Genomic DNA, 19183 nt, shown 5'->3' on the forward strand with positions numbered 1-19183 from the left:
GCTTAATGCCGGTGATAGCCATCCACCATACACTTGAAGGTTTCGCCCGGCGTACGACCTGTTGTGCAAAGATAAAGATGCCCAAAAATGAAAAAAAGACTGACAATTGCCAGCGCAAAGTGCGCCTGAAGTAACCAGTAACGCACGCCAGGGAACACATCGCCGACGACCGTAGGATAGAGCGACAGCAACCCAGAGATAAGCAGCAGTGGCAGCAAACCATACATCACGCCAACATAGGCCGCTTGCTGTAGCGGATTGAATTTAGAACGCTTTGATGCCGGGAATGGATGTGGCTCACCCTGCATAATGCCAAACAGATAAAAACGTGCTTGTCTCTGCGCGCGAGCGATCCAGCCCTGACGTTGAATAATATAGTGATGCCCGTTGCCGCCAATCATGTTGATCAGAACAAAACCCATCCAACAAGCGAGCAGCAAAAAGCCGCAAACCTCATGTACGGTAAGCAGGCTTTTCATCACCGACGCGCTGGCAGCAGAGAAGTGATTGATCAGGCCACTGACCAGAAGTAGCAGGAATAATAGCGCATTCGACCAGTGCCACAAACGAACGGCCTTCGAGTATAAATAGACCGTCTCACCGTGCCCTGCCGGAGCTTTATGCGCAGCCCGAAAGCGCAGCATGGCGTGTAGCGCCAGCACCATCCACATCCCCACCAGCATCAATCCGGCAATGACCAACCACACGGGCCAGTAGTCCGGTGAAAACAGGGGAACATACTGCGCAAGCTGGGCATGAAACTGTTCGGCATTCTGCGACGCGTTCATACATTATCCTTTTTAATCAAATGTTGACCGAACCGACGATACAGATGGGGTTTTCCGGCGCCTGCAAGTTGATATTCGTAATATTTGTTCTCTCGCAACCAGGTCTGAATTTCCGGGCTATCTTCACGACCAAAAATCAGCGCATGTTCCGGGCAAGCATTAACACAGATCGGCGGGAAACCTTTCGCCAGACGAGATTCAGCGCAAAAGTCGCATTTATCCGCTACTTTGGTCTGCGGGTTTAGATAGCGCACCTGATAAGGACACGCGCCAATACAGTAGCTGCAGCCGATACAGGAAGACGCGTCAACCCGCACAATGCCGTTCTCATCTCGCCAGGAAGCACCGGTTGGACACACCTCAATACAGGGCGCATCATCACAATGCTGGCAGGACTGACGGAAATAGTGATACAGCGTTTCGTTGTCGTTATCCGAGACCGGAATATGCGCTATCGACAATCGACTGCCCTGGGCAGGGACATGGTTGGTTTTCCTGCATGCTCGGGCGCAGAGATTACATCCGTTACACAGTGATTCGTCGTGAATCATGACGTAACGCACGGCTTTAGGGCTCTTCGTACTCGCTAACAAATTTTGACCCGGGCCGGTGAAAAAAATTACCGTCCCCATGCCAATGACAAATTTTCGTCGGGTGAAGGACATCGGGTTATCCTCTAATACTGTGACAGTGGTCGTCCACACGTTCCATGACATCAACCTGAAAAATTCAGGGGTTCTGATACTGCTCAACCTCAAGCCATTCGCACAGGCCGTACGCTTTGCCATAACTCATAAAACGTTCGCTAAACAGATAAGGCTCCGCATTTGACGATTCCACAGTCCGTATATCTGCGTAATCAGGATGCATTTCCATGGCCGTTAGCGCCGCTGTAACCTGCTGAGATTCAAAGCTATACGGCGGTTGCATCAACATGGCGACCTTATAGGGGCGAGGGTACGTTCGACAATCAAAACGTACCGCCTCGGCAATCGCGAGGCAGATGTCGTTTTCCACTACCTGCACACACATGTTGGCGTAGTTTGCCGTCATGGTTTGCGTCGAATAGAAATACGCATCTTCGGTGCCCTGCACACAGGTGATATCCGTGCTATTCGCATCCAGACACAGCGCATCCAGTAGCGCGGAGAGATCGGTTTCAGGGACCGAGTAAGGTGGTAGCAAAAACAGACTACGCGCCACCAGTTGCCCCGAAACTGAATGCTGACGGATAAAATCTGCCACAATCGCCTGCGGGTTGGCGGGGTCCTGAACCTGCGGCACACTCACCTGTTCTACCGGCGGGTGAAAAGCCTGCAACCATTGTCTCTTGTGGCCATCTACCTCGTCAGGAAGCGCCTCATCGGGTGTCAGAACATCGCTCACGTTTGTCATCTCGCGTTCCTTACGCCGGCAACAGATCTTGCGCCGCCAAATCAGCGGCTACATCTTCAAGTCCGAGTCGGTACAGGGTTTCACGCGTTGGGCAACCCAGCTCTGGATCCCAGCCCATTTCCTGATAGAACATCGTCAATGACTGACGCATATCTTCCCGATCCATCTTGTCGGTCCCTTCAGTGAAGACGGGGATCTTCGGATCTTTATCGAACACCCAGGAGCAGATGAGATCGTGCTCATTGCGCATATCTTTGGTTTGCATCAGTTTGACGGTATAAGCACGATGCAAAGTAAAGATGCGTTCAGCAGCCAGATCCAGACTCGCTTGCGTGGTTTCATCGCCGGTGACCGCCTGGAAGAATTTTGCTTCCAGATCCAAATCCCCGCGATAGTTGCGGCTCTTGAGCGGGGAAACCGTCATCGGCCAGACCCAGTTGCACAACGTCACCGCGTTATGCAGGCAGACTTTCAGCAGCGTCCATTTGGCATATTTGATCTTGGCAGCATTGATCGGGGTGTAGTTTTTGGTTTCATCGTAGGCATCCTGTGAACCAAACAGCTCGCCCGCCACTTCGCGCTGCAATTTCAACGGCAAACCGGAACCGATGAAGTTGATATGGGTGTGCGCCATGCAGTCACGGTTAAACATACAATTGGTGATCGCCCCCACCTGCGCTGAAGCCTCGTTCGCATGGTGAACAGGAAAACCGAACGGTGACCACAGTTTATTTTTGGCGTAGCCCCAGTACTCTTCGCCCAGATCCCAGCGCTCAGCAATGGCATACGAGCCGTCCGCAAGGTGGCTAAGTTCGCCTACGCGGTGCGCCAGTCGATAGTAAAAGTCTTTAATAAAATTAGGATCGCCTTCTTCCAGCTGATCCCACCTGATCTCCGCATACTCCTCTGCTGGCAGCACGCGCTTAAATACGCCTTTCGAATAACAGTAAGTAAAGTCACGATGTAACTGCCCGTAGTTACACCAGATGCCGTAATCGTCAAACAGGTTCAGGCCAATCAGGTTCCCCACCACGCGCCCATCGTCTTTATCGTCGAAATCTTTCGGGCCATTGGGGAAAATGGTGGTGTGGACAAAGTTCGCTACGCAAGTATTACCACCGGTACTCGGTACACCAAAATCTTTCACTCTCGGGACATTGAGCTGCGACATACAGCGAATTGGGCAAGAATGGCAGCCGCTCATTTTGACCGTGTACTTCTCAGCGGCTGGTCCCAGATCGAAAACGGATTTATAGGTTCGAAAACCCACGGTATTCTGGTTGCCAGGTGGGATTTCCCCGGTTTCGATTGGTCCCCCTTCTGCTGCGCCCCAGAAGAGTCCCTTACGCGCCGTCCAGCGGGAATTTGGCGAAGAGTATTCCGCCCAGGCCTGCGGGGTGCTTGGCACAACGTGGTTGTTGTTGGCACCGATGAGCTCGGTCATCATGTAGTCATTGAGCCGTTTCATCTCTTTGCGGTCGGCAATATTGACGCCTTTAGTGCCTTCTACCGCAATAGCCTTCAGGTTTTTCGAGCCCATTACTGCGCCGGTACCAGCACCGCCGCTGTGGTTACGACTGTTGATCATGCAGGAGAGCGGCACAAGATTTTCCCCCGCCTGGCCTATCGCGGCAACGCAGGTTTCAGGATTGGTAATGCGGCAAATTTCTTCAGTTGTGGCGCGCGTCCCCTTACCCCACAGGAAACCGGCTTTTTCAATGCTAACCTTATCGTCTTTAATGTTGAGCCAGACGGGGGTCGCGGATTTGCCTTCAATAATAATGGCGTCGTATCCGGCGAATTTCATTTGCGCGGCAAAGAATCCCCCCATATGGGCATCCACGACTAAATTACCTTTGGTAAAGGTCGATAAGGAGGTGATATTGACGCGGGAGCTACACGGAGCACCAGAACCCGTTAACGGCCCGGTGGCAAAAACCAGCTTATTCCCTTCATCAAAAGGCATGGTGCCGGGCGGAACTTCGTCGTACATAATTTTATAACCAAAGCCCATCCCGCCGACAAATTTTTTAAATTTACTGGAATCCTCAAGGGTGATATTACCCGTAGAGAGATTGACCCGTAAAATATTACCTGTCCAACCATTAGCCATCATGTTTTCCTTTGCAAGAAGGTTTAATAGATATACTCGCCATCCGTCAGGCAGTTTTTTTTCTGCAACACCGCGATATTTTCGGCAATTAATGACGCGTATCAGGCATGCCTGCTATCTATCAAACAGTAATATCTTTCCACTCGATAATTTTTAATGCCCCAGTTGGACACGCATTTGCGCATTCCCCGCATAACACACATTTTGAGGATTTTTTGGTTTCGGTATTCACGGTCGCCATCATCCACGGACAGGCAGTAGTACACGCGCTACAGCCAATACAACGTTTGTGATCCACGGCAATACAACCGTCTTCCTGTTTCCAGGTAATAGCGCCAATGGGGCAGACCTTCATACATTGCGGATCTTTGCACTGACGACAGGTATCAGCGGTATAGTTTAAATCGCCATACAGTCCGCCACCGGAGCCAACACCATCATCGCCAAAGAAGAAATTGCGATGGATTTTTATACGGGAAAAGAAAGTGCCCACGGCACCATCGTTATAATTAGTGCAGGAAATTTCACAGCGGTGGCAGCCCGTACAGCGTGCTCGTTGGGTCACCAGCACCCCTTTCGGCGTATTGATAAGACCCACAGTACCGCTGTCGACATCTTCCTGCTTACAGCCAAAAAGTGATAACAACGCAGGGGCGATGGTTAATCCCGCAAGGCCTTTGCCTGATATCCGCAGAAATTCAAGCCGCGTTAAACCACAATCTAAAAATGGACGATCAACCTGGTTCATTTATTTCGCATCCTCTTCGCAAACGCTGTGGTAGCAACACCTCCAGGCTAAATTAAACCAGTGCAGCTCAAGCCATTTCGAGCGATTAATGTTGCCAACAACACGTAAATTTTTGCCCTAACCTGATCGTGTAAATGACGGTGGTTAAACTGAATGAATCTAATCCTTTGGGGTTAGGTACAGGAATAATGTGGTTATTTAGGGCTTATAGTTTTGATCGTCATCAATTAAAAAACGGAAGGGAAATAATTAATGCGGAGTGATATTTATTATCATTAAGATAAATTGAAATAGAATTTCATATGATTTACAAATATTTGTGACCCCACTCTCATATATATTTTATATATCAAACGATATACAATTTAATATACAGCGAAAAACCTTCTTCTGATTGCAGTACTAAATTATATATATTGGTAGATTAACGTAACGAGAATAAGAGGACGGCGAAGAATCTCCCTTCCTCTTTTTATGAATTAACCGGCCAACGCTTTAATTACAGTCTCGATTGCCTCTTTTTCTAACTCGCTGCGCTTCACACGCTGATTGGCGAGGGTCGTTCTCAGTACTCCCGCAATGACGATATGCTTAGGCTCCTGTCCCAGATCGCGCATTTCCAGCACTACTTTACCGACTACTCTGCACATTTCACGGTACAACTCGTCGTCTTTGGTCTGATTTCCCATTTTTGCCTGCTCGTCATTAACTCAGACCCACAGCATATATCAGTATGGTGGTTTAGACAAAATTCAATGAAAATCAATCAAATGTCATCAATCTACAGAACCTGTTGAAGACGGTTAACCAGCTCAGCCAGGCTCCCCGCCTGCATTTTTTCCATCACCCGCGCCCGATGAACCTCAACCGTACGCACGGCAATATTCATGGCGTCAGCAATTTCCCGATTCATTAACCCTTTTGCTACCAGTTGTGCCAACTCTCGCTCCTTTGGCGTAAGCTGCTGATAGCAGACCACGATCTTTTGTCGCGAGAAGGCGGCCTGAGAAACCTGCAATGCATGCTCTAATGCCGCCTGCAGCGGCGCGGCGGACACCGGCTTTTGCAAAAAATCGACCGCACCACGTTTCATTTGTTCAACCGCCATCGGCACATCGCCATGCCCGGTGAGAAAGACGACCGCCAGCGTGCTCTTTCGCTGACGCATTGCTTCATGCACCGCGTGTCCATCGAGTACCGGCATCCGCATATCCAGCAGAAGTACGCCCACCTGGTGCAGATTTGCCCTGGCAAGGAATGTTTCGCCTTGCTCCCAGCAACTCACCTCATATCCCAGACTTTCCAGTAAAAACGCACAGGCCTGGGTTACAGCGATGTCGTCATCCAGCAGATGAATGATTGCCACGACGGCCCTCCTCCTGGTTTTGCTTAAAATGTAATGTCACTACTGCACCTGCTTTTTCATCGGGAGCTGGATGATTTTTGATATCAATGTCTCCGTTTGCGAAGCGTACCAACCGCTGGCAAATCACCAGGCCGAGTCCCATGCCCTCTTTACGCGTGGTCATAAACGGCTGAAAAGCCTGGTACAACTGAGCCTCGTCAATGCCTCCGGCATTATCCTGCAGCTGAATACTCACACCGCCATCCTGACGCAAGGCGCTAAACCACACTGTGGTAGCCCCGGCCTGGGCGGCATTGAGTACCAGATTGGCCAGCACCTGTTCGAGAAGAACGCTCGGCAACGTTAGCGTTAACGCCTTGCTAACTCGCGTTTGCAGCGCTATCGCCGGGAATTGCTGAGGCATGCGCAATAATTGCCAGACGTGATGGATTGCATCGTGAGCGTTGACGGCTTGCCAGTCATCGGTCATCACCGGATTACCCTGTGCCTGACTGACCCACTGACGAAGATTGCGCAGCGTATCAGCGCCCCGCTGCGCCTGAGTATCAATGTGTTCCAGCGCGGGTAACAATGGGTGTTGTTCATCCTGACCGCGCAGGCGAATCAGACAACCTTGCGCATAATGGCGGATAGCCGACAGCGGCTGGTTTAGCTCATGGGCAAAGCCGGAAGTCATCTCTCCTAACACGCTCATTTGGCGAGCCGTTTCCAACGCCTGCTCCTGTTTGCGCAACAGCACGTTGTTTCGTTCCAGTTGCCTGCCGCGTCGGCGAACCAACAACATCACCCAGATGTAGTTGAGCGTGAGCAACAACAGCACGATGGCCGCCGCTCCCATCGCCAGCCGATGTTGAATAAACCAGCTTTTGACATCAAGCCACAGCTGCCGCTGCTGCGGATGCTGGCGGACATCGCGCAGCAACGCTTCCACCTCGCGGGTCGAGGCGGGGGCTCCCCAGCGAAATGTCGCGTCCTGCGGCGCATTAAACAGGGCCCGCGTGACGCGATCGGCCAGCTCGTCGCTTACCGCGGGCAGCGCCGCAAATGACCAGTCAGGATAGAGCGGCGTGCTGGTTAAACAGGGAATCGACGTCGGATAGTTAAGCACGGTCATAAAATCTGTTTTACGAACCAGCCCTTCTTCATCCATTTTTTCAAGCAGGCATACCGGCACAATCACCGCCTGTACGGCTTTTTCGCGTAATAAATAGAGTAACGCGTCAGCGGGAAATCCAGTAAATGTCAGGCGCAAATCACGCTCCGGGCGCAGGCCTGCATCGCTAAGTGCTTTATATCCTAATAAATAGCCGCCAAATGCCTGCGCATCAATGGCGCCAACGGTTTTGCCGATCAGATCGTGTGGAGAGGTTATCCCGCTGTCGCGTCTGACAAGGATCGCGCTGCCAATTACGTTACTGGCGGCTTTCCCGCCGCGGGTAGAGCGCAGCGAAGCCAGCCAGCGCAGCGCCGAACGGCTGTTTAGCTGAACAAACTGCGCCGGATTAGTGACTACAAATTGTACCGTTCCGCGATTCACCGCCTCCTGCATCTGGTGCAGACCCAGCGGTTGAATGTGAAACTGTTCGCCGGGGATTTGCTGATTTAACATAGCCTCCAGCGGCTGCCAGTGATTACGTGTGGAGACGTCCCCACGCATTGCCAAAATACCAATGTTCCATGTCTGCGCCCTGACTACACCGCTCAGCATCCACAGCGACGCCAGCAGCGTCAGACATTTTACTACGTTGCGTCCCACTCAATTATCCCTGTCTTATATGTTGTTTTAGATCAACAACTAGCCGGGTATGTGGTTAACCACAATAGAGTACTCCCCGTCACGATTTTTACACTGTAAATCATCGAGATTCTTTATTCATCACACGCAATCAACGGCGTGACCAATGTTTCGTTGTTGCATCGTGACGGGAGAAAATATGGACAGCAGTAAACGGCAGTTTCTCCAGCAACTTGGCGTCCTGACCGCTGGCGCATCGCTGGTACCTTTGGCTCAGGCGCAATTTCCCTTTTCGCCTGAACGCCATGAAGGCTCACTTCAGCATCGCTACGCCATGCTGGTTGACCTGCGACGCTGTATTGGCTGCCAGGCCTGTACCGTCAGTTGCGCTATTGAAAACCAGACGCCGCAAGGCGAGTTTCGTACCCTCGTCAATCAGTATCAGGTGCAAATTGAAGGCCAGCTGAGCGTCACTAACGTTCTGCTGCCGCGTCTGTGCAATCATTGTGATAATCCCCCCTGCGTTCCCGTTTGCCCAGTACAGGCCACCTTCCAACGCGAAGATGGCATTGTGGTGGTCGACAACACGCGGTGTGTGGGGTGCGCCTACTGCGTTCAGGCCTGTCCTTATGATGCGCGGTTCATCAACCATGAAACGCAAACCGCCGATAAATGCACTTTTTGTGTTCATCGCCTGGAAGCTGGCCTGCTCCCGGCCTGCGTGGAATCCTGCGTCGGCGGCGCACGCATTATCGGCGATATCAAAGATCCGCACAGCCGAATTTCGCAAATGCTGCATGAACACCATGACGCCATCAAAGTCCTGAAACCGGAAAACGGGACTTCACCCCACGTGTTCTATCTGGGACTGGATGAAGCGTTTGTCACCCCGTTGATGGGACGCGCTCAACCCGCTCTCTGGCAGGAGGTTTAAATGAACCATTCACTAATTATCGACGAGGTTCTGGCCCATCCCCAGGACGTAAGCTGGTTACCCTGGGCCGTACAATATTTCTTTTTCATCGGCATTGCTGCCTGCGCCGCGCTGTTCGCCTGTGTGCTTCACTGGCGCAAACAAGAGACGCCGGAACTGGAAAACATGACGCTGCTAATCGCCCTGACCTGCGCAATTACTGCGCCGCTAGCGCTGACCGCTGACTTACACCAAACTGCCCGCGTCTGGCATTTTTATGCTTTTCCGACGCCGTGGTCGTGGATGCCGTGGGGCGCGCTGTTTTTACCGCTATTTACTGGCTTCCTGGGTCTGTGGTTTCTGGCGCAGCACGTTAAACGGCTCACACTTAAAAGTTACAGTGTCACAAAATGGTTAGCATTGGGTAGCGCACTTTCGGCCATCGGACTGCTGATTTATACCGGACGCGAAGTGTCGGTAGTTCAGGCGCGCCCCGTCTGGTTCAGCTACGCCTTTCCGGTTGCGATGTTTCTCAGCGCCTTGCAAACATTTCTCGCCCTACTCATCTCAGTATCTAAAAGCGAGGGAACATTAGCGCGCAAACTGGCGTGGGGACAGATAGTCACCCTGGTAGCACTGGCTTTAGTGGTAGTGGCGTGGGCAAGCGGTAATACGCTTTCCGGTTCGGCTATCCGCCAATGGCTGGATGTGGCCTCTTCGGCACAACACTACGCCATCGGCTGGGTTGTGCTCTGGCTTATTTCGCTTGTTCTTTGCACGCTGGTGCTACGTAACCCCTTATCGCTGCCGCTGCGCATAGTACTCGCGTTAAGCGCAATGGCACTGTGCTGGCTGATGCGCTGGGCATTACTCATTCAGGTACAGACCGTACCGAAATTTAACGCGCAGTTTAATCCTTACACCTTGCCCAGCGGTACCGATGGTTGGCTAGCCATTGTGGGTACCTTCGGCCTGTGGATTGCGCTGATCATTATTGTTCGTGAAGCCCTGAACGCGATCGCAAGGAGAATGCAACATGGCTAATTTAACCCGTCGTCAGTGGCTTAAAGTGGGCCTTGCCGTAGGTGGTATGGTGACTTTTGGCCTGAGTTATCGGGACGTGGCAAAGCGCGCGATAGACGGTTTACTGGACGGAACCTCGGGCAAAATTACCCGTGACCGCATTTTTGGTAACGCCCTCATCCCTGAAGCTAATGCCCAGCCGCGCTGGCAGCAGAACCCGCAGCAGGTTATCTCCATGACGCAGTGCTTCGGCTGCTGGACGCAGTGTGGCGTGCGGGTTCGCGTTGACAGTGAACAAGGTAAGGTACTTCGCATTGCGGGCAATCCGTATCATCCGTTGTCTCAGGAGCATCATATTGACTCCGCCGTCCCCTTTGCCACTGCAATGGAACAGCTGGCGGGCGAATTGGGTCTGGACGCGCGTTCCACTGCCTGCGCCCGTGGCGCCACCTTACTTGAAGGACTATACAGCCCGCTGCGCATTCTGGAGCCAATGAAACGCGTCGGCAAACGCGGTGAAGGAAAATGGCAACGCATTAGTTTTGAACAATTGATCAAAGAGGTAGTGGAAGGTGGCGATTTGTTTGGTGAAGGTCACGTTGATGGCTTGCGCGCAATCCATAACACCAACACACCGCTTGATGCCGGACATCCCGGATTTGGCCCAAAATCCAATCAACTGCTGGTAACCAATACCAGCGATGAAGGTCGTGATTCATTTTTACGCCGCTTCGCACTGAACAGTTTTGGCAGTAAAAACTTCGGTGCCCATGGCGCATACTGCGGTCTGGCTTATCGGGCAGGTTCCGGCGCGCTAATGGGCGATCTGGATAAAAACACCCACGTGAAGCCCGACTGGGACAACGTCGAATTTGCGCTGTTTATGGGTACGTCTCCGGCGCAATCCGGCAACCCGTTTAAGCGCCAGGCTCGCCAACTGGCCAGTGCCCGTTTACGTAACGACTTCCGGTATGTAGTGGTGGCACCAGCCCTGCCATTAACCACCGTACTGGCTGACGATCGCGGCCACTGGCAGCCCGTACGCCCAGGAAGTGACTCCGCGCTGGCGATGGGGATGATCCGTTGGATTATCGATAAACAACGTTATAACGCCGATTACCTCGCCATACCCGGCGTGCATGCCATGCAGCAGGCAGGAGAAAAAAGTTGGACCAACGCGACGCATCTGGTGATTACCAATGAGCTTCCAACCCTTGCCGGACAGCATTTAACCCTCGCGCACCTGAGCGCAGATGCCGCCCAGGTGCCGGTAGTCATTAACGAAGCTGGCGAAATTGTCGCAGCCAGCAGTTGTGCGCGCGCGCAGCTATTCGTCACCCGCGACGTCACGCTGGCAGACGGACAGACGGTGACCGTAAAAAGCAGCCTTCAATGTCTGAAAGAGTCCGCAGGGAAACTGTCGCTGGCACAATACAGCCAGCAGTGCGGCGTATCTGAAGCAGACATTGGCGCACTGGCCGACGCGTTTACCCGCCATGGCCGTAAAGCGGCAGTGATCACGCATGGTGGAATGATGGCAGGCAATGGATTCTATAATGCCTGGTCAGTGATGATGCTCAATGCGCTGATTGGCAACCTCAGTCTTGAAGGCGGCGTGTTTGTCGGCGGCGGCAAGTTTAATGGCGCCACCGACGGCCCACGCTACAACATGGACAGCTTCGCCGGGAAGGTTAAACCCAAAGGGTTAAGCATCGCGCGCAGTAAAACGGCTTATGAGTCTTCCGAAGAGTACCGTAATAAGGTGGCTGCCGGACAGTCGCCCTTCCCGGCCAAAGCCCCGTGGTATCCGTTTGTTGCCGGTCAGCTCACTGAACTCCTCGTCTCAGCGTTGGAAGGTTACCCTTATCCGCTAAAAGCCTGGATCTCTAATATGACCAATCCGTTCTACGGCATTGCAGGGTTGCGCGCCGTGGCGGAAGAAAAGCTTAAAGATCCTGCGCGTTTGCCGCTGTTTATCGCCATTGACGCTTTTATGAACGAAACCACGGCGCTGGCAGATTACATCGTGCCAGATACCCACAACTTTGAAAGCTGGGGATTCAGTGCGCCGTGGGCGGGTGTCGCCAGCAAAGCGACCACAGCGCGTTGGCCTGTCGTCAGAGCCGCAACCAGCACTACCGCAGATGGTCAACCGGCCTCGATGGAAGCTTTTTGTATCGCCGTTGCGAAACGTATCGGACTACCCGGATTTGGCGACAACGCAATTACCGATCCGCAGGGCAATCACTATCCGTTGAATCGTGCGGAAGATTACTACCTGCGACTCGCCGCCAATATTGCGTTTATGGGCAAAGCGCCTGTGGCAGAGGCACGGGAAGATGACATCGCGCTGACCGGGGTGCAACGAATCTTGCCTGTAATGACTCAAACGTTAAAAACCGATGAGGTAAGCCGCGTGGCGTTTATCTATTCGCGCGGTGGCCGTTTTGCGCCGGATAACAGTGGTCGGGTCGATAACCGTGTCGGCAATGCGTGGGAAAAACCGCTGCAAATATGGAATGCGGACGTCGCCGCGCACCGCCATGCGATTACCGGCGAGCGTTACAGCGGCTGCCCCGCCTGGTATCCTTCGCGCCTGTCAGATGGACGTGCGGTCGAGGAATTGTTCCCGGAACAAGAGTGGCCGCTGAAACTGATTTCCTTTAAATCCAATACTATGTCCAGCGCCACGGCGGTGATCCCGCGCCTGCATCATCTGAAACCGGTTAATCTGGTGGCGCTCAATCCGCAGGATGGTGAGCGGTATGGTTTAGCACATGGCGATAGGGTGCGGATCACTACGCCTGGCGGGCAGGCGCAGGCGCAGATAAGCCTGCTGCATGGCGTCATGCCGGGCGTGATCGCCATTGAACACGGTTACGGGCATAAAGAGATGGGCGCAGCTCAGCATACGCTCGACGGCAAGCCAATGGCATTTGATGCACAAATAAAGTCAGGAATTAATCTCAATGATTTGGGCTTTGCGGATCCTACCCGACAGGTTGCCAATACCTGGCTTGACTGGGTGTCGGGAGCCGCAGTGCGCCAGGGATTGCCAGCGAGAATTGAGCGTATAAATCGTTAATCATGTTAATAAAAGCATCGAAAAAAAATTATAACGCATTCATAAAACAAATTTAATTAAATTAATTATTGAAAGCCTGAATTATTAAAAAAAAGATTCAGGCTTTTTTATTTTTTATGCTACAGGAATCACATAATTGATATAAAAATTAGTTTTTTATTGTTCTTTTAACCGATGAGTAAGTTTCTGAAATGTATTTCTATCAAAGCAACAGAGAAATTTGTCAGTACATAAGCGAACATGAATTATGGGTTTTAGGTCGGGTCACTGGGATATTTTTAAAAATATTTAGAGAGCATATTGGTCTTGCACAGTATGATGATATTAAAAAAGCACTGAGATTGTCTTCGTCGTCTATTGTTCATAAATGGAATCAGACCGGGATTAACGATATTGAAGGTTATGCAACTTATATAGAAAAATCAGCAAAACTGGTAAAGCTAATGAAAACATTCAATAAATTTGGCATTGCCCTGTCAGCATTGAATGGTGCTAATTCTATTTATGATGCCTGTACAATTGGTAGAGATTGTGAAAAAACGGCTTACACTGAAATTGGCAAGTTTTCAGGGGGTTTGCTAGTTCCAGCTATGTTTAATGCTTCAATCAAATCTGGTACGACCGCTATATGTTCAGTAGTATTGACTGTATTAAGTGCTCCAGAAGGAGGTATTGGAGGTATTGTTTGCGGGATCGTTGTACAGGCAGCGGCAGCATTTGGCGTAAGCAAAGCAGGAGAAAAGATAGGTGAAACGTCCGGAGAGGTAATATACAATACGAAAAAATAAAATATGGGAAAAACAAGAGTTATTATTTATCTATAGGATAAAGAGAGAAAATGATTAGTAAATCATTAATTACTTTAAGTTTAATAGGTATAGTATTTTTTGGAGGTATAATTATATACTTTCTAATGTTTATAGCCAATAGAAATTTTTATACTATATGTGATTTATATAAAAATAAATTTGGGAACTTACCATTAAGCACAGAGTTATTTTACACCTCATCACCATTTTTTTTGGCAGGATATAATAAAAAGTCAAAATATAGCAAAAATATTAATGATGTGGAGTTTATACGTTCGCTTCCTAAAAAACTCACAAGAATATATGTAATAAATTATTATTTTAGCATCATTATCTCCTGTTTTTTTTGTATGCTTGCGGCAATGTTATATGTAATAAAATAAATGTTTTATCATGCTGGTGATAATGGTTACATTAATAAATAAAGGGACTCCATCAGAGTCCCTTTATAGTTTTTATTTCAACACCCCATATATCTGATCACCTATCCAGCCATATGGTTAACCGGATCGATTGACGTCAACGTTCCGGTCCATCCTGTATGACCGTATGTTTCTGAACTGGCTAATACACCGAACGTTAACGTCATCAATATGTTACCGTTCCTACGCCACTCGGCAAAAAGCGGATCAGTTATTAACCGGGATCACCGCGCCTTTATATTTGGTACGGATCCAGTCCTGGATTTCTTTGGAGTGCAGGACATCGACCAATGCGACGATATCCTTCTTCTTCTCGTCGCCACGATGCACGGTAATGATGTTGGCGTACGGGTTGTTTTCACCGCTTTCAACGGCAATCGGATCTTTCACCGGATCCAGCCCGGCGTCGATGGCGTAGTTAGCGTTAATCACCACCGCATCGCCTTCATCATTGTTATACATTTGCGGCAACAGCGCGGCTTCCACGTTAGGCAGGAACTTCAGTTTTTTTGGGTTCTCAACAATGTCGCTAATGCGCGCGGTCACTTTATCTACGCCCGGCTTCAGCTTGATCACCCCCTCTTTTTCGAAAATCGACAGAATACGGCCTTCCTCAGATACCGCATCGCGCATGATGACCTTGCCACCTTCCGGCAGATCTTTAAGCGATTTCACTTTTTTCGAATAGATACCAATCGGCTCAATGTGGATCGCCCCAGCGCTGACGAAATCATAGGTATTATCGCCAGCATGATCTTTTATCACGCTGTTAAGGTACGGAATATGCTGGAAGTAGTTAGCGTCAATCTCACGGCCAGCCAGCGCGGTGTTCGGCAGAATGTAATCCTGGAACGGTTTGATCTCCAGATCGATCCCCTGCTTCGCCAGTATAGGTTTAGCCTGCTCAAGGATCTCTGCATGCGGCACGTTGGACGCGCCAACGGTCAGCGTATCTGCCCACGAGGCAAAGCTCAGGGCGCTTAAGGTTGCTGCGGCAAGTAACGTCAGTGATTTTTTCATGATAATGGTTTCCGTATTTTATTAGCGTTTATCTAACAGAGAGGTGATCACATCGCCGCAAAGCTGGATGATGAAAACAATGAGCAAAATCGTCACTGTCGCCACCAGCGTGACGTCGCTGTGGTTGCGCTGGAATCCTTCCAGATAGGCCAAATTCCCTAAACCACCGGCGCCAATCACCCCCGCCATCGCGCTGTAGCTAACCAGTGCAATCAGCGTTACGGTGATGCCGGACACCAAGGCAGGAGAGGATTCTGGCAGTAAAACCCGAAAAATAAGTGTGCTCAGACGTGCGCCCATCGAACGCGTCGCTTCAATCACGCCTTTATCGACTTCACGCAGGGCAATTTCGACCAGCCGCGCATAAAACGGTGCAGCCCCTACGATCAGCGCAGGCAGCGCGGCATTGGCGCCGAGAATGGTGCCAACCATTACTTTGGTAAACGGGATCAGTAGCACGATCAAAATGATGAATGGGATCGAGCGAAAGATATTCACCACCAGCGAAATACCGCTATACACCGCGCGATTGTGAAACAGTCCACCGCGTGCGGTCAGGAATAACGCCAGCCCAAGTGCGATTCCCAGAATAAAGGTCGCTGCGCCTGAAAGGGCAGTCATGTAGAGCGTTTCCTGGGTTGCCGCCAGCAGTTGGTCCCACTTTAGATGAGGAAAAAGTTCTTCAGCCATGTTGAATCACCTCGCCTTCAATGTCGCTCTGGCGCAGGTCGGCCAAAATATTGTTCAATTGTTCTTCTGAGGCCACCACGTGCACCCAGAGCTGACCAAACACACCGTGCGCGGTTTGCGTCATCTTGCCGTGTAAAATGTTAAACGGCAGGCCATAGCGTAGGGTCAATTCGCCAACCACTGGCCGATGTGTACGTTGCCCGGTAAACGTAAGCTTGATCACCACGCCGCCAAGTTCGCTGGCCAACTGCGGGTTGAATTCGTCTTCCTCGCCGTATTGACTCACCTGACGAACGAACTGTCGGGTGATCGCCTGTTGCGGATGAGTAAAAACGCTGAGCACGTCGCCTTCTTCAACGACTTTGCCATTTTCCATGACCGCCACGCGATCGCAGATCTTGCGTACTACGTGCATTTCATGGGTGATCAGCACGATGGTTAATTTGAAGCGACGGTTAATATCGAGCAGTAAATCGAGAATCTGATCGGTGGTTTGCGGATCCAGCGCCGAGGTGGCTTCGTCACACAGCAATACGTCAGGATTATTCGCCAGCGCGCGGGCAATCCCTACCCGTTGTTTTTGTCCACCACTTAGCTGGGACGGATACGCATTTTCGCGACCGCTCAGCCCAACCAGCGCAATCAGTTCGGCAACCCGCGATTTGATAGACGCTTTCGACGCGCCAGCGATTTGCATAGAGAAAGCAATATTCTCGCTAACGGTCCGCGACCACAGCAAATTGAAGTGCTGAAACACCATGCTGATTTTCAGTCTCGCCTGACGTAACGATTCCCCACGGGCGGCAGAGATATCGTGACCGTTAATTGTTACGCTGCCTGAGGTTGGTTTTTCCAACCCATTGAGCAAGCGAATTAAGGTGCTTTTCCCCGCCCCGCTGTAACCAATAATTCCGTAAATCTGTCCCTGTTCAACCGTCAGGTTGACGTTATCGACAGCGGTAATGGCAAGCCTGCCTGGCGTAAACACTTTCGAAATATTTTTCAGGACAATCATGTCGTTTGGGTATCCGCTGCTGCTTAGTGTTCTTCTGCTAGCGCTTTTAGCTGTTTAGCAGTATGGATGTCCAAACGAGTGTAATCAGCAAGGTTGACTTTTAAAATGAATTAAAATGAATTTGATATAACATTTAGAAATATGTCGATATGGTTGGCGTCATGTGCATATAACACAGGCACCGGGATGACGTTTTCAGCGTGTTGCGCAACAAACCACAGTGGCAAACAACTTCTTTATCCATACATCTGAACAAATTAATGAATATTTTCTGTAAAACTGCACAGAAGTGTTTTGAAACGCTGTTTCCATTTTCCTTTTTGATATTTTTCAGCGTATAATGCGCGCCAATTGTCTCTTGAATGGTTTCAGCACATTGACCTGTAAAACTCAACGACTACAAAACTCACCATCCCGTTGGGCTGAAACGCAAGCACACATTCCTCTGCACGCTCTTTCGATGTCACCTATCCTTAGAGCGAGGCATCACAACTTTCGTAACTCAGGTTTAGCTTCCCGTCCGTGCGCGGCGGGAGCCAGATTTCCATATCCTTCTCAACTTAAAGACTAAGACTGTCATGAAAAAGACGAAAATTGTTTGCACCATCGGTCCGAAAACCGAATCCGAAGAGATGTTAACCAAAATGCTGGACGCGGGCATGAACGTCATGCGTCTGAACTTCTCCCACGGTGATTACGCAGAACACGGTCAGCGCATCAAGAATTTGCGCAACGTCATGAGCAAAACCGGTAAGAAAGCCGCAATCCTGCTCGACACCAAAGGTCCGGAAATCCGTACCATCAAACTGGAAGGCGGTAACGACGTTTCCCTGAAAGCGGGCCAGACCTTCACCTTCACCACCGACAAATCTGTCGTAGGCAACAACGAAATCGTTGCTGTTACCTATGAAGGCTTCACGAAAGATCTGTCCGTCGGCAACACCGTTCTGGTTGACGATGGTTTGATCGGCATGGAAGTTACCGCTATCGAAGGTAACAAAGTTATCTGTAAAGTGCTGAATAACGGCGACCTGGGCGAAAACAAAGGCGTTAACCTGCCAGGCGTTTCCATCGCGCTGCCAGCACTGGCTGAAAAAGACAAACAAGACCTGATCTTCGGTTGCGAACAAGGCGTTGACTTCGTTGCGGCTTCCTTTATCCGTAAACGTTCTGACGTCGTTGAAATCCGTGAGCACCTGAAAGCGCACGGCGGCGAAAACATCCAGATCATCTCCAAAATCGAAAACCAGGAAGGCCTGAACAACTTCGACGAAATCCTCGAAGCGTCTGACGGCATCATGGTTGCTCGTGGCGATATGGGCGTTGAGATCCCGGTTGAAGAAGTTATCTTCGCACAGAAGATGATCATCGAAAAATGTATCCGTGCGCGTAAAGTCGTTATCACTGCGACCCAGATGCTGGACTCGATGATCAAAAACCCGCGTCCGACCCGTGCTGAAGCCGGCGACGTTGCTAACGCCATCCTCGACGGTACCGACGCAGTCATGCTGTCTGGTGAGTCTGCAAAAGGTAAATACCCGCTGGAAGCCGTCACCATCATGGCGACCATCTGTGAGCGTACTGACCGCGTGATGACCAGCCGTCTGGACTTCAACAACGACAGCCGCAAATTGCGCATCACCGAAGCCGTTTGCCGTGGCGCGGTTGAAACTGCAGAAAAACTGGATGCTCCACTGATCGTCGTTGCAACCCAGGGCGGTAAATCTGCTCGCGCAGTACGTAAATACTTCCCGGATGCGACCATTCTGGCGCTGACCACCAATGAAACTACCGCGCGTCAACTGGTGCTGAGCAAAGGTGTTGTTGCACAAGTTGTTAAAGAAATCAGCTCTACCGATGATTTCTATCGCCTGGGCAAAGAAGTTGCTCTGGAGAGCGGTCTGGCTCAGAAAGGCGACGTAGTTGTGATGGTTTCCGGTGCGCTGGTTCCGAGCGGAACCACCAACACTGCATCTGTTCACGTGCTGTAATAATTCCACCGCGAATTAATTTGCTTGAAAAGCGCCCTTGCGGCGCTTTTTTTATTTTATCGATAGCCAC

General features: G+C 50.6%; 17 protein-coding genes and 1 pseudogene. 6 read left to right on the forward strand and 12 right to left on the reverse strand.

Translation table 11 applies throughout. From position 1 onward, the window contains the following. Positions 1-2: 2 nt before the first annotated feature. From phsC to ttrS, 8 genes are all read right to left on the reverse strand, one after another. Positions 3-788 carry a thiosulfate reductase cytochrome B subunit gene (gene phsC, locus NMD08_RS14710; RefSeq protein WP_151219050.1) on the reverse strand — a complete coding sequence of 262 codons (786 nt, stop codon included), beginning with the start codon at positions 786-788 and terminating at the stop codon, positions 3-5. Beyond that, positions 785-1453 (reverse strand): 4Fe-4S dicluster domain-containing protein, encoded by a 669-nt coding sequence (locus NMD08_RS14715; RefSeq protein ID WP_151219049.1) that lies wholly within the window; start codon positions 1451-1453, stop codon positions 785-787. The genes phsC and NMD08_RS14715 overlap by 4 nt, the downstream gene beginning before the upstream one ends. Before the next feature lie 64 nt (positions 1454-1517). Next, positions 1518-2183: a YdhW family putative oxidoreductase system protein gene (locus NMD08_RS14720; RefSeq protein WP_151219048.1), complete on the reverse strand. Its 666-nt coding sequence runs from the start codon at positions 2181-2183 to the stop codon at positions 1518-1520. A 10-nt stretch (positions 2184-2193) separates the two neighbouring features. Then, positions 2194-4296 carry an aldehyde ferredoxin oxidoreductase gene (locus NMD08_RS14725; RefSeq protein ID WP_370620212.1) on the reverse strand — a complete coding sequence of 701 codons (2103 nt, stop codon included), beginning with the start codon at positions 4294-4296 and terminating at the stop codon, positions 2194-2196. 121 nt (positions 4297-4417) lie between these two features. After that, entirely contained in the window at positions 4418-5044 is a 627-nt protein-coding gene (locus NMD08_RS14730; RefSeq protein WP_003029338.1) for a ferredoxin-like protein, read from the reverse strand. 479 nt (positions 5045-5523) lie between these two features. After that, positions 5524-5733, reverse strand: a complete 210-nt coding sequence (gene fumD / locus NMD08_RS14735) for a fumarate hydratase FumD (RefSeq protein ID WP_151219047.1) — start codon at positions 5731-5733, stop codon at positions 5524-5526. Between the two features lie 92 nt (positions 5734-5825). Beyond that, the gene (gene ttrR, locus NMD08_RS14740) at positions 5826-6410 is read right to left on the reverse strand and encodes a tetrathionate respiration response regulator TtrR (protein WP_151225391.1); all 585 of its coding nucleotides are present in this window, start codon (positions 6408-6410) and stop codon (positions 5826-5828) included. Then, positions 6385-8118: a tetrathionate respiration histidine kinase TtrS gene (ttrS, locus tag NMD08_RS14745; protein ID WP_370620213.1), complete on the reverse strand. Its 1734-nt coding sequence runs from the start codon at positions 8116-8118 to the stop codon at positions 6385-6387. The genes ttrR and ttrS overlap by 26 nt, the downstream gene beginning before the upstream one ends. A 226-nt stretch (positions 8119-8344) precedes the next feature. Between ttrS and ttrB the strand changes: the two genes are divergently transcribed. From ttrB to NMD08_RS14765, 4 genes are all read left to right on the forward strand, one after another. Then, a complete protein-coding gene (gene ttrB, locus NMD08_RS14750) occupies positions 8345-9079 on the forward strand; it encodes a tetrathionate reductase subunit TtrB (RefSeq protein WP_222840911.1) in 735 nt (244 codons plus the stop codon). Next, positions 9080-10102, forward strand: a complete 1023-nt coding sequence (ttrC, locus tag NMD08_RS14755) for a tetrathionate reductase subunit TtrC (RefSeq protein WP_370618427.1) — start codon at positions 9080-9082, stop codon at positions 10100-10102. Beyond that, a complete protein-coding gene (gene ttrA, locus NMD08_RS14760; protein ID WP_370618429.1) occupies positions 10095-13166 on the forward strand; it encodes a tetrathionate reductase subunit TtrA in 3072 nt (1023 codons plus the stop codon). Before ttrC ends, ttrA begins: the two co-directional genes overlap by 8 nt. 191 nt (positions 13167-13357) lie before the next feature. Next, positions 13358-13954 carry a hypothetical protein gene (locus NMD08_RS14765; RefSeq protein ID WP_370618431.1) on the forward strand — a complete coding sequence of 199 codons (597 nt, stop codon included), beginning with the start codon at positions 13358-13360 and terminating at the stop codon, positions 13952-13954. Positions 13955-14465: 511 nt separating this feature from the next. Here the strand turns inward: NMD08_RS14765 and NMD08_RS14770 are convergent. The 4 genes and pseudogenes from NMD08_RS14770 to NMD08_RS14785 form a co-directional block, all read right to left on the reverse strand. Continuing rightward, positions 14466-14588 (reverse strand): annotated as a pseudogene (locus NMD08_RS14770) (hypothetical protein); the annotation flags it as partial. A gap of 16 nt (positions 14589-14604) precedes the next feature. Then, a complete protein-coding gene (locus NMD08_RS14775; RefSeq protein WP_187252528.1) occupies positions 14605-15417 on the reverse strand; it encodes a MetQ/NlpA family ABC transporter substrate-binding protein in 813 nt (270 codons plus the stop codon). 21 nt (positions 15418-15438) lie between these two features. Then, positions 15439-16107 (reverse strand): methionine ABC transporter permease, encoded by a 669-nt coding sequence (locus NMD08_RS14780; protein WP_151219043.1) that lies wholly within the window; start codon positions 16105-16107, stop codon positions 15439-15441. Beyond that, the gene (locus NMD08_RS14785) at positions 16100-17122 is read right to left on the reverse strand and encodes a methionine ABC transporter ATP-binding protein (RefSeq protein WP_151219042.1); all 1023 of its coding nucleotides are present in this window, start codon (positions 17120-17122) and stop codon (positions 16100-16102) included. The genes NMD08_RS14780 and NMD08_RS14785 overlap by 8 nt, the downstream gene beginning before the upstream one ends. Before the next feature lie 376 nt (positions 17123-17498). Between NMD08_RS14785 and NMD08_RS14790 the strand changes: the two genes are divergently transcribed. Beyond that, on the forward strand, positions 17499-17693 hold the full coding sequence (locus tag NMD08_RS14790) for a hypothetical protein (RefSeq protein ID WP_242637968.1): 195 nt from the start codon (positions 17499-17501) through the stop codon (positions 17691-17693). A 7-nt stretch (positions 17694-17700) separates the two neighbouring features. Continuing rightward, on the forward strand, positions 17701-19113 hold the full coding sequence (gene pykF, locus NMD08_RS14795; protein WP_003029366.1) for a pyruvate kinase PykF: 1413 nt from the start codon (positions 17701-17703) through the stop codon (positions 19111-19113). The last annotated feature ends 70 nt before the right edge of the window (positions 19114-19183 follow it).

It is taken from the genome of Citrobacter meridianamericanus (assembly GCF_041320245.1).
Classification (GTDB): domain Bacteria; phylum Pseudomonadota; class Gammaproteobacteria; order Enterobacterales; family Enterobacteriaceae; genus Citrobacter; species Citrobacter meridianamericanus.

Bases quoted from the DNA above. Each gene is read 5' to 3' on its own strand.
- phsC (WP_151219050.1), bottom strand. From the start codon at position 788: ATGAACGCGTCGCAGAATGCCGAACAGTTTCATGCCCAGCTTGCGCAG.
- NMD08_RS14715 (WP_151219049.1), bottom strand. From the start codon at position 1,453: ATGTCCTTCACCCGACGAAAATTTGTCATTGGCATGGGGACGGTAATT.
- NMD08_RS14720 (WP_151219048.1), bottom strand. From the start codon at position 2,183: ATGACAAACGTGAGCGATGTTCTGACACCCGATGAGGCGCTTCCTGAC.
- NMD08_RS14725 (WP_370620212.1), bottom strand. From the start codon at position 4,296: ATGGCTAATGGTTGGACAGGTAATATTTTACGGGTCAATCTCTCTACG.
- NMD08_RS14730 (WP_003029338.1), bottom strand. From the start codon at position 5,044: ATGAACCAGGTTGATCGTCCATTTTTAGATTGTGGTTTAACGCGGCTT.
- fumD (WP_151219047.1), bottom strand. From the start codon at position 5,733: ATGGGAAATCAGACCAAAGACGACGAGTTGTACCGTGAAATGTGCAGA.
- ttrS (WP_370620213.1), bottom strand. From the start codon at position 8,118: ATGCTGAGCGGTGTAGTCAGGGCGCAGACATGGAACATTGGTATTTTG.
- ttrB (WP_222840911.1), top strand. From the start codon at position 8,345: ATGGACAGCAGTAAACGGCAGTTTCTCCAGCAACTTGGCGTCCTGACC.
- ttrC (WP_370618427.1), top strand. From the start codon at position 9,080: ATGAACCATTCACTAATTATCGACGAGGTTCTGGCCCATCCCCAGGAC.
- ttrA (WP_370618429.1), top strand. From the start codon at position 10,095: ATGGCTAATTTAACCCGTCGTCAGTGGCTTAAAGTGGGCCTTGCCGTA.
- NMD08_RS14765 (WP_370618431.1), top strand. From the start codon at position 13,358: ATGTATTTCTATCAAAGCAACAGAGAAATTTGTCAGTACATAAGCGAA.
- NMD08_RS14775 (WP_187252528.1), bottom strand. From the start codon at position 15,417: ATGAAAAAATCACTGACGTTACTTGCCGCAGCAACCTTAAGCGCCCTG.
- NMD08_RS14780 (WP_151219043.1), bottom strand. From the start codon at position 16,107: ATGGCTGAAGAACTTTTTCCTCATCTAAAGTGGGACCAACTGCTGGCG.
- NMD08_RS14785 (WP_151219042.1), bottom strand. From the start codon at position 17,122: ATGATTGTCCTGAAAAATATTTCGAAAGTGTTTACGCCAGGCAGGCTT.
- pykF (WP_003029366.1), top strand. From the start codon at position 17,701: ATGAAAAAGACGAAAATTGTTTGCACCATCGGTCCGAAAACCGAATCC.